Source organism: Pseudomonas vlassakiae (genome assembly GCF_014269035.2).
Classification (GTDB): Bacteria; Pseudomonadota; Gammaproteobacteria; order Pseudomonadales; family Pseudomonadaceae; genus Aquipseudomonas; species Aquipseudomonas vlassakiae.
The window spans coordinates 52,287-59,706 of record NZ_JABWRP020000026.1 but is presented as its reverse complement, the minus strand read 5'-3'; the positions used below and the strand labels follow the sequence as shown (position 1 = coordinate 59,706).

7 protein-coding genes are annotated in these 7,420 nt (G+C 62.9%); 2 read left to right on the top strand and 5 right to left on the bottom strand.

Annotation, left to right across the window (positions count from 1 at the left end):
* From bamJ to HU738_RS23900, 5 genes are all read right to left on the bottom strand, one after another.
* Window positions 1-581: BamJ family beta-barrel-assembly machinery protein (gene bamJ, locus HU738_RS23920; protein WP_217871507.1), on the bottom strand; the 581-nt coding region annotated here is incomplete at its 3' end.
* 85 nt (window positions 582-666) lie between these two features.
* The gene (locus tag HU738_RS23915) at window positions 667-972 is read right to left on the bottom strand and encodes a DUF6482 family protein (RefSeq protein ID WP_176506909.1); all 306 of its coding nucleotides are present in this window, start codon (window positions 970-972) and stop codon (window positions 667-669) included.
* Between the two features lie 236 nt (window positions 973-1,208).
* Window positions 1,209-1,697, bottom strand: a complete 489-nt coding sequence (locus HU738_RS23910) for a TIGR00645 family protein (RefSeq protein ID WP_003247486.1) — start codon at window positions 1,695-1,697, stop codon at window positions 1,209-1,211.
* A gap of 108 nt (window positions 1,698-1,805) precedes the next feature.
* The gene (locus tag HU738_RS23905; protein WP_054887213.1) at window positions 1,806-2,144 is read right to left on the bottom strand and encodes a PA4575 family protein; all 339 of its coding nucleotides are present in this window, start codon (window positions 2,142-2,144) and stop codon (window positions 1,806-1,808) included.
* Between the two features lie 161 nt (window positions 2,145-2,305).
* The gene (locus HU738_RS23900; RefSeq protein ID WP_176506910.1) at window positions 2,306-4,744 is read right to left on the bottom strand and encodes a Lon protease family protein; all 2,439 of its coding nucleotides are present in this window, start codon (window positions 4,742-4,744) and stop codon (window positions 2,306-2,308) included.
* 253 nt (window positions 4,745-4,997) lie between these two features.
* Here HU738_RS23900 and HU738_RS23895 point away from each other — a divergent pair, with 253 nt between their 5' ends.
* Together HU738_RS23895 and HU738_RS23890 are read left to right on the top strand one after the other, a co-directional pair.
* On the top strand, window positions 4,998-5,486 hold the full coding sequence (locus HU738_RS23895) for a DUF3015 domain-containing protein (RefSeq protein ID WP_176506911.1): 489 nt from the start codon (window positions 4,998-5,000) through the stop codon (window positions 5,484-5,486).
* Window positions 5,487-5,561: 75 nt separating this feature from the next.
* Complete coding sequence (locus HU738_RS23890; RefSeq protein ID WP_186604789.1) at window positions 5,562-7,415, top strand: Lnb N-terminal periplasmic domain-containing protein; 1,854 nt, start codon at window positions 5,562-5,564, stop codon at window positions 7,413-7,415.
* The last annotated feature ends 5 nt before the right edge of the window (window positions 7,416-7,420 follow it).

Sequence of the window (7,420 nt, the reverse complement as noted above, 5' to 3'; positions counted from 1 at the left end):
ACGCTGTGCGGCGGGATGCTGCCAACGCCTTGCGCGCCGTAGGCCAGCTCGCTCGGCACGTACAGGCGCCATTTGCTGCCCGCGTTCATCAGCTGCAGGGCTTCGGTCCAGCCAGCGATCACGCCGCCAACCGGGAATTCGGCCGGCTGGCCACGATCGTAGGAGCTGTCGAACACAGTGCCGTCGATCAGGGTGCCGTGGTAATGGGTGCGGACGTTGCTTTCGCGGGTCGGCTTGGCGCCTTCACCTGCGGTCAGCACTTCGAACTGCAGGCCCGAAGCCAGGGTGGTGATGCCGTCACGCTTGGCGTTTTCGACCAGGAAAGCCTTGCCAGCGGCTGCGGCGGCTTCAGCCTTGGCGGCAGCTTCGGCTTGCATCAGCTCACGGATGACCTTGAAGCTGGCCGACAGGTCGGCTTCGTTGACACGGCTTTCGGCGCCGTTGAACGCATCGGTCAGGCCGGCCAGGATGGCTTCCAGGCTCACGCCTGGCGGCGGGTTGTCGCGCAGCTGGCCGCCCAGTTGACGGCCGATGCCGTAGCTGACGCGCGTTTCGTCGGTGGACAGGTTGAGTTCGGACATGGTCATGCTCCACTGCAGGGCGCAGTGCAGCCGCGCCCTTGATGAAAAGGGCGAGCAGCCTAGCACACTGGGCAGCCGCGAGCAGCTACCAGGCCGAACGCTGGGAAATCGGCACCTTCAAATCTTCTTCGGGGTGCGTGCCCATGCCGCACATCTCATCCTGCACCGACCAATGCACAAGGTTCATCGATACCATCGGAATGGTCTGCAACAACTTGCGCGCATCCTCCACCGAGTGCACGCGCAAGCGCTCACCGCGGGTATCGGACAGGGGATGGGGATGGCCTTTGATCCGCGCTTCGATCAGGTAGTCGCCGCCCTCGATGGCAATGAGGTTCAGTTCGTCGACATGGCCGGCCCTGGCCTCGGTGTTGAGCTGATGCAGGTTCATGAGAGCACCTCGCTATGGGAACCACGCATGAGTGCTCATTTTTTGTACGAATCCAATGATTGCACAAGGCATTACTGACGCCGCTCGTCAGTTGGCCTAGATCCCTGTGGGAGCGGCCTTGTGTCGCGAAAGGGCCGCAAAGCGGCCCCAGCAATACGACTTAAATGCATAAGTCCTGGGGCTGCTGCGCAGCCCTTTCGCGACACAAGGCCGCTCCCACACTGACCGCGCCAGCCTCAATGCTTGGTCAGCTTGTCCAGGTAGCCCATGCAGAACGCCGAGACCACGAAGGTCATGTGGATTATCACGTACCACATCAGGTAGTCGGTGGAGATGTTCTGCGCATCCATGAATACCCGCAGCAGGTGGATCGAAGAAATCGCCACGATCGAGGCGGCTACTTTCATCTTCAGCGACGAAGAGTCCATCTTGCCCAACCAGTTGAGCTTTTCCTTGCTCTCGTCGATGTCCAGCTGCGACACGAAGTTCTCGTAGCCGGAAATCATCACCATCACCAACAGGCCGCCAACCAGCGACATGTCGATCAGCGACAGGATGACCAGAATCAGGTCGGCTTCACTGAGGGCAAAGACGTTGGGCAGGACGTGGACAACTTCCTGGAAGAACTTCAGCGCCAAGGCCAGCAGGCCGAGGGACAGCCCGAAGTAGATGGGAGCGAGCAGCCAGCGCGAGGCATACATCGCGTTTTCGAGAATACGTTCCATGGAGAATTTGGGACTCGTCAGGTGACTGGAAATTCGGCCGCGAGTATAGCCAGCCACCTGTGACAGCAAAAGCCTGCGGCCAGATGCCGCACCGCTGGCAATGAATGCTCAGGTTTCAGGATGAAACTGGTAGTCCCCCAGATTGCGGCAGCGTTCGCCGTTGATCCGGCGCAGCTGGGCCTGCAGGTGCAGGCACCAGATCTGTGGGTCGTCGGCCACCTGATAGCCATGCAGGGTCAAGCTGTCGACGATGGCGCTGAGCACGGACTCGGCCACTACCGGCCCATGGAACGGCCCCTGGGCCTTGATTGCCGAGGGTTGTTCACCGGCCATGCCGGCGGCGAACAGCAGCGTCCACATGCCGTTGTCACCGGCCAGTGGGCGGATGCTGCATTCAATGCGGGTCACCAGGCCCAGGCACTGGCGAGTAAGGCTGAGGTTGCGCATGGCCGCGTCCCCTCCAATGAGCCCTGTTCAGCCTGAAAACCAGGCTGTTTCCATCCTGAACCCTGATACCGTCCTTAAGTTCCAGCATAGAAGAACGGCACAGAAAGATGGAAAACCGGCGCTGAACGGTAGCACTTGGCCGCCAGCGCCGATTTATTGACTCAGGCCGGCTTGGCTTGGGCAATCACCTCTTCCAGCCGTTCCTTTTCTGCCTTCTCGATTTCTTCCTCGCCGATCATCTCGGCGATCTCGCGCAAGCGTTCGACCACCCGGGCGTTGACGCTGCCTTCGGTAAAGACGCCTTGATCGTTGAGTTCGCCAGCTTCTTCGCCCACCAGCAGGCTCAATGCTTCATCGGCCTGGCTGACTGCATAGACGTGGAACATGCCGTTCTCCACCGCCTGCAGCACGCGCTCGTCGAGCATCAGTGTGGCGACGTTGGCGCGCGGAATGATCACCCCCTGCTCGCCCGTCAGGCCACGTGCCTCGCAGAGGCGGAAGAAGCCTTCGATCTTCTCGTTGACCCCACCCACCGCCTGCACTTCACCGAACTGGTTGATCGAACCGGTGATGGCGAAGCACTGCTTGAGCGGCGTGCGCGACAACGCCGAGATCAGCGTGCAAGCCTCACCCAGCGAGGCGCTGTCGCCATCGACATAGCCGTAGGACTGCTCCAGGGCGATGCTGGCGGAAATCGCCAGGGGGAATTCCTGGGCATAGCGGCTGCCCAGGTAGCCCGTAAGGATCATCACGCCCTTGGAGTGGATCGGCTGGCCGAGGTTGACCTCACGTTCGATGTCGACGATGCCGCTGCCGCCCGGGTAGACGGTGGCGGAAATGCGTGCCGGCATGCCGAACGCCGAATCGCCGACTTCGAGCACGGTCAGGCCGTTGCACTTGCCGATCGCCGCGCCTTCCGTGTCGATCAGGATGATGCCCGCGAGCATGTCGTCGAGCACCCGCTGCGAGACACGCCCGGTGCGGGTGGCCTTGGCCTTGAGCGCCCGCTCGATGTGCCCGGCGTCGGTCATTTCGTCACTGGCCAGCTGACGGATGAAATCCGCCTCGCTGACCAGCTGGAACAGGTCGCCAATGCGTGCCGACAGGCGCGACTGGTTTTCCGCCAGGCGCGCGCTGTAAGTAGCCAGGCGCGCCACCGCATCGCTGGTCAGCGGTGCCATGCCTTCTTCGTTGGTGCGGGTGCGCAGCAGCTGGGCGAACTGCTCGAGGTTCTCGTCAACCATCGGCATGTCTTCGTCGAAGTCGACCAGCACACGGAACATCTCCTGGAAGTCCGGGTCGTGGTCCTGCAGCGCGTAGTACAGCTGGCGCGAACCGATGATCACCAGCTTGATGTTCAGCGGAATCATCTGCGGCGTCAGGCTGACCGTGGCTACGCGGCCCAGCTCGCCCAGCGGCGACTCCATCTTCAGCTTGCGCGACTGCAGGGCGCGCTTGAGGGCGTCCCAGACGAACGGCTCGCCCAGCATCTTCTCCGCTTCGAGAATCAGGAAGCCGCCGTTGGCGCGGTGCAGCGCACCAGGGCGCAGCTGCCGGTAAGAGGTGTACAGCGCCCCTTGATCGGTGCTGTATTCGATGCGCCCGAACAGGTTGTCGTAGGTCGGGTGCGGCTCGAATACCACCGGTGCACCACCGTCAGCGTGGTGGCCGACCACCAGGCTTGGCGCGTACTGTTCTTCAAGCAGCTTGCGCGCAGCAGCGTCGGTCTTGCTGTCTTCAACCAGCTGCTCGACCACGGTACGCAGCAGGTTCAGTTGCACGGACTGCAGGTAAGCGCAGACCGCCGCGTTCTCCGCGTACTTTTCCGACAGCGGCGCCAGCAGCGGCTGCAGGGCCAAGGTGATGGTTTCTTCGTTGAGCTGACGGAGCTGGTTGTTCGACTCGCGCTTCCATTGCGGCAGGCTGGCCAGCTCCTCGTTGAGGCGCTCCTCGAGCAGGGCGATGTCCTCGTGGAATCGCTCGCGAACCTCCTCGGGCAGCTGGGCGAATTCGGCTTCGTCCAGCGCCTTGCCGTCGGCCATCGGGGTGAAGGCCACGTTGCTGGCATCGCGGTACAGGGCCACGTCCTTTTCCAGCGAGGCGCGCTCGATCACATCCAGTGCACGGTCATAACGCTGGTTGAAGGCGCGGTCGATGGCGCCCTTCTTTTGCTGGTACGACGGGTGCTCGAACACCGCCGGGAAGGTCGCCAGCAAGTTGTCGATCAAGCCGCCCATATCGTTGATAAACTCGGCCGCGCTGCCGGAAGGCAGCTCCAGGGCCCGTGGTTCGCGGGTGTCATCGAAATGGTTGACGTACAGCCAGTCGGACGGGGTCTGCTGGCGCTTGCCCTCGGCCTTGAGGTAGCGTTTGACGAACGAGAAGCGGCCGGTGCCCGGCTCGCCCATCACATAGACGTTGTAACCCGGGCGCGGCATGGCCACGCCAAACTGCAGGGCCTCGACAGCACGCTCCTGGCCCAGGACGCCGCGAAACGGCTCCAGATCGTCGGTATTGGTAAAGGCAAACTGCTCGGGGGAGAAACGCCGGGTCAGGGCTTCAGGCGCGAGACGCAGGCGCGCAGCGACAGGATCGGGCATTGGGTTTCCTTACTTCGGCGGGGCAGATACGCAGCATTCTGGCGCTGCCCGCGCGCGCCTTGCAAGGTTCCTCGGGACTTTATGTCGCAGCGGTGATGATGTCATCTGCGAGCAAATTTTTCGCAATCAACAACGCAACCTTTAGATCATGCCTAAACTCCAAGCTGCGCGGGTGGGTGAAATGCTTTCCCGACCTGGCAACCGAGTTGCCAGAAACCCTGACCCTTGGTTAAGACAAATAGAGAACAATGCTATGAAACGGATTCTTCTGGGTACTCTGTTCACCGTGGTTTCGCTCAACGCGCTTGCCGAAGCGCCGGGTGGCCCGAACTGCGGCTGGGGCAACATGCTGTTCGAAGGCCAGCGCGGCACGCCGGCCCACTTCCTGGCTTCCACCACCAACGGTACCTCCGGCAACGCCACCTTCGGCATGACCTCCGGCACCAACGGCTGCTCGACCAAGGCTTCGCTGACCTATGGCGGCAAGTCCTGGTTCGCCATGAATGGCATGATGAACGAGCTGTCCGAAGACATGGCCATGGGCAAGGGCGAAGCCCTGACCACCTACGCCGTGGTCCTGGGCGTCGCTCCGGAAGATCGTGGCTACTTCGCCTCGGTCACCCACCAGCACTTCAATCAGATCTTCAGCAGCGCCGACGTGACTGCCGAGACTGTCCACAGCAATACGCTGGCCGTTCTGAAGAACGACCCACGCCTGGCCAAATACGCCACCGAGGCCTGAGTGCAGCTACCCCCGCCCCGGCCTCCGGGGCGGGTTTCGCCTTTCTTCGGCATCGTTAAGAAGTAGTTGCCCGACATGCTCAAACGCCTCGCATCCCTGGCGCTGTGTGCCTGCGCCCCCGTACATGCCATGCCCGTGCTGGACTCAGGCCGTATCCAGCAACTGGCCAACACCCCTTACTGGATTGCCCTGGGCCACTATGAAACCGCCAAGCTCGGCGGCTGGCGCAGCTATGTGGACGATGATGCCTTCTTCCTCGCCGAGGACGGCGCGCACCACCCGGACCAGGAGCTCAAGGCCACGGTCGCAGCGCTGTACGCCCCCGCCAGCCTGGGCGACAAGCACGCCCAATGCGTATTCCCCGCGCGCACCCGCTGGCTGCGTGAACAGCTGGACCTCAAAGACCTGCCGCAACCGGACTGCCAGGAATTCAAGACCTGGTACCAGTCGATCGACCCGCACAGCGCGGCGCTGATTTTCCCGGCGGCCTACCTCAACAGCCCGTCGTCGATGTTCGGCCACACCCTGCTGCGGATCGACCAGTCCAACACCCGCAGCGACGACACCACGCTGCTGAGCTACGCAATCAACTTCGGCGCCTACATCGAAGGCAGCGACAACAGCATCCTGTATGCCTGGAAGGGCCTGATGGGCGGCTACCCAGGCCTGTTCGCGCTGATGCCCTACCAGGAAAAGCTCTCCGAATACCGCAGCCTGGAGAACCGCGACCTGTGGGAATACCAGCTGGACCTGACGCCCGAAGAAACCGGGCGCATGGTCGAGCACGTCTGGGAGCTGAAGCAGATCCAGTTCGACTACTTCTTCTTCGACGAAAACTGCTCCTACCGCCTGCTGGAGCTGCTGCAGGTGGCCCGGCCAAGCCTGGACCTGACCTCGCAATTCCCGCTCACCGCCATCCCGACGGACACGGTGAAAGCGGTGAAGCAATCGGGCCTGGTCGCCAGCGAAACCTACCGCCCGTCACGCGAACGCGAACTGCTGGCCCGGGCCGAGCCGCTGGACCATGACGAGAAGCGCCAGGTGCTGGCCGTCAGCGCCGATACCGCGCAGTTGCAAAGCCCTGAATTCAAAGCCCTGCCCCGCGAGCGCCAGGCACTGGTGCAAGATGCTGCCTACCGCCTGGAGCGCTACCGGGCCAACGGCCAGGCGCGAGACCCTGGGCAGGCCAAGCGCAGCTTCGAGCTGCTGCGGGCAATCAACAGCAACCCGCCGCCGCCGTTGCAGATCGAGCGCCCTGGCCTGCCAGAAGACGGCCATGACTCGCGGACCTGGCAACTGGGCGTTGGCACCCGAGAGGACCGCGCCTACGCCGAATACGGCCTGCGCATGGCCTACCACGACCTCAACGACAACGCCTACGGCTTCCCGCTGGGGGCGCAGATCGAGATTCTGCAACTGAAAGTACGCCAGTACGAAGGCAACGACTGGCAGGTACAGCGCCTGGACCTGGCCACCATCCGCTCGCTGACGCCACGCAACGAGCTGCTCAAGCCTTGGTCCTGGCAAGTCGCTGGCGGCCTGGAACGGGTGCCGGGCAAGCATGACGACGAGGTGCTGGTGAGCCATGTGAACGGCGGCGCCGGGGGTACCTGGCAGCTGGCCGATGGCTTGCTGGGCTTCGCCCTGGGCACGTTGCGAATCGAGCACCACAACGACTTCGCCCAGTTCGTCGCCCCGGCGACGGGGTTCAATGGCGGGCTGCTGTGGCGCAACGGGCTGGGCAACATGACGCTGGAAGCCAAGGGCGATTTCTTCGCCAATGGCGAGGTGCGCCGCAGTGTGAGCCTGAACCAGCAGTGGGAGATCAGCCAGAACCTGGGGCTGAGGTTGAGTGCTTCGCGGGCGTTCAGCCACCTGGCGACGGCGCAGAACGAAGTGATGCTGGAGCTGAAGTGGTACCACTACTGAACGTG

What these genes read in the sequence shown, in the direction of transcription:
- HU738_RS23895 (WP_176506911.1), top strand. Translation starts at nt 4,998, where the DNA reads ATGAAACGGATTCTTCTGGGTACTCTGTTCACCGTGGTTTCGCTCAAC.
- HU738_RS23910 (WP_003247486.1), bottom strand. Translation starts at nt 1,697, where the DNA reads ATGGAACGTATTCTCGAAAACGCGATGTATGCCTCGCGCTGGCTGCTC.
- HU738_RS23905 (WP_054887213.1), bottom strand. Translation starts at nt 2,144, where the DNA reads ATGCGCAACCTCAGCCTTACTCGCCAGTGCCTGGGCCTGGTGACCCGC.
- HU738_RS23890 (WP_186604789.1), top strand. Translation starts at nt 5,562, where the DNA reads ATGCTCAAACGCCTCGCATCCCTGGCGCTGTGTGCCTGCGCCCCCGTA.
- HU738_RS23900 (WP_176506910.1), bottom strand. Translation starts at nt 4,744, where the DNA reads ATGCCCGATCCTGTCGCTGCGCGCCTGCGTCTCGCGCCTGAAGCCCTG.
- HU738_RS23915 (WP_176506909.1), bottom strand. Translation starts at nt 972, where the DNA reads ATGAACCTGCATCAGCTCAACACCGAGGCCAGGGCCGGCCATGTCGAC.